The 1,328-nt window shown below is 65.7% G+C and carries 2 protein-coding genes; both read right to left on the reverse strand.

The window, feature by feature from the left end:
• Positions 1-71: 71 nt before the first annotated feature.
• Positions 72-737 carry a hypothetical protein gene (locus FPZ47_RS27545; protein WP_210420046.1) on the reverse strand — a complete coding sequence of 222 codons (666 nt, stop codon included), beginning with the start codon at positions 735-737 and terminating at the stop codon, positions 72-74.
• Complete coding sequence (locus FPZ47_RS27550) at positions 728-1,072, reverse strand: hypothetical protein (protein ID WP_144957453.1); 345 nt, start codon at positions 1,070-1,072, stop codon at positions 728-730. The genes FPZ47_RS27545 and FPZ47_RS27550 overlap by 10 nt, the downstream gene beginning before the upstream one ends.
• Positions 1,073-1,328: the final 256 nt, after the last annotated feature.

Consider the following 1,328-nt stretch of genomic DNA (forward strand, 5'->3'; position numbering starts at 1 on the left):
ACCGGCCAGGACCTAATTCCTGTCGGCAACCCACGTTCACATGCAGTGAGGCCCCAGCCTGCCCATACCGTCTAGTCGTCGGTGCCGAGGTCGACGAGCCCGTCGGCGCGGCGTTCGATGGCGTCCAGGAGTCCCTCGATCTGCAGTGCGTCGGTGAAGCCGACCTCGACCTGGGTGGAGGTTTCCTCGGCGGAGACGACCTCGGTGATCCACTTGTGTGAGACCAAATCCTGGATGATCAGCGCCGCCATCCCTGCTCTGGTGAAATGCGTCGTGTCGTAGATCCAGATCGAGTTGGGCTTGTAGTCCACCCAGTCCGGGAACGGTTTGCGCTGTGAGCGGTCTGGCTTGGGCAGCGGCCGGAAATGCTTGTCCGCCAGGAAAAGAACCCGACGCACACTCGACGGCGACACCCACACCCGGTGAAGGTAGGAGCCGCGGTGGGCCAGTTTGCGATGCGAGCGATCAGTCTCGCCCCACTCGTCGAACAGGGCCAGGATCTCGGCGGCTTCCTCCTCGAGCAGCCCGTGCGTGGGTGATCCGCCCGGTGTCTTGTCGACCAACTGCCCCCGGGCGCGCCGCGCGATCCAGCGGTGCGCGCGGACCTCGCCGAGTTCCAGCTCGTGGCAGGCGCGGCGCAATGTCCAGCCGGCATCGACCGCGTGGTCAAGCAGGCCCAGTAGCACTGTCTTGGTGGCCGCATCGACGCGGTGCGGGACCCGGCCACTTAGCCCCACCGCCCTTTTCCCTCGATCAGGGTCAGCCGCACGGCCATCTCCTTGAGCGCCTCGGACAGCCGCGCGTTGTCCATCTTGGCGGCCTCCAGTTCGTAGTCGCGCTGCCGAGCCGCCGTGCCCGGTTTGGAGGCCGCCAGCGCTGCCAGGGCGCCCTCCTTGGCGACCGTGCGGATGCGCATGATGGTCGTGCGGTCCACCTGATGGTTCACCGCGGCTTCGGCGATCGTCACTTCCTGGCGCACCAGCTGCAGCCAGATCTCGTACTTCTGCGACGGGGACAAAAACCGCTTCGGGCGCCGACTCGACCGGTCGCCGCCAGAGTTTGCTTCGGACATGATCAGATCCTCCATAAAAGCTCGGAGAACCCGTCGGATGTCGTCTGATCGACACGCCGATCTCTATCGCGAAGTCAGACGCAAACCACCACTCGACCCCCCCGCTGCGGAACCCGTCCTGGCACGACTCCAATGCCTCTATGTCGTCGGGCGTAGCCAGGCCCCCGGGGCCGAGGAAGCTCAGACCCGATTCCGCGAGTAAGCGGGTGACACGCGCAGGAAGATAGCGATGGATGCCGTTGCGGCCTGGGACGAT

This window comes from Mycobacterium helveticum, assembly GCF_007714205.1.
Classification (GTDB): domain Bacteria; phylum Actinomycetota; class Actinomycetes; order Mycobacteriales; family Mycobacteriaceae; genus Mycobacterium; species Mycobacterium helveticum.

Excerpts from the sequence above, each read along its gene's own strand:
- FPZ47_RS27550 (WP_144957453.1), bottom strand. The coding sequence starts at position 1,072 with ATGTCCGAAGCAAACTCTGGCGGCGACCGGTCGAGTCGGCGCCCGAAG.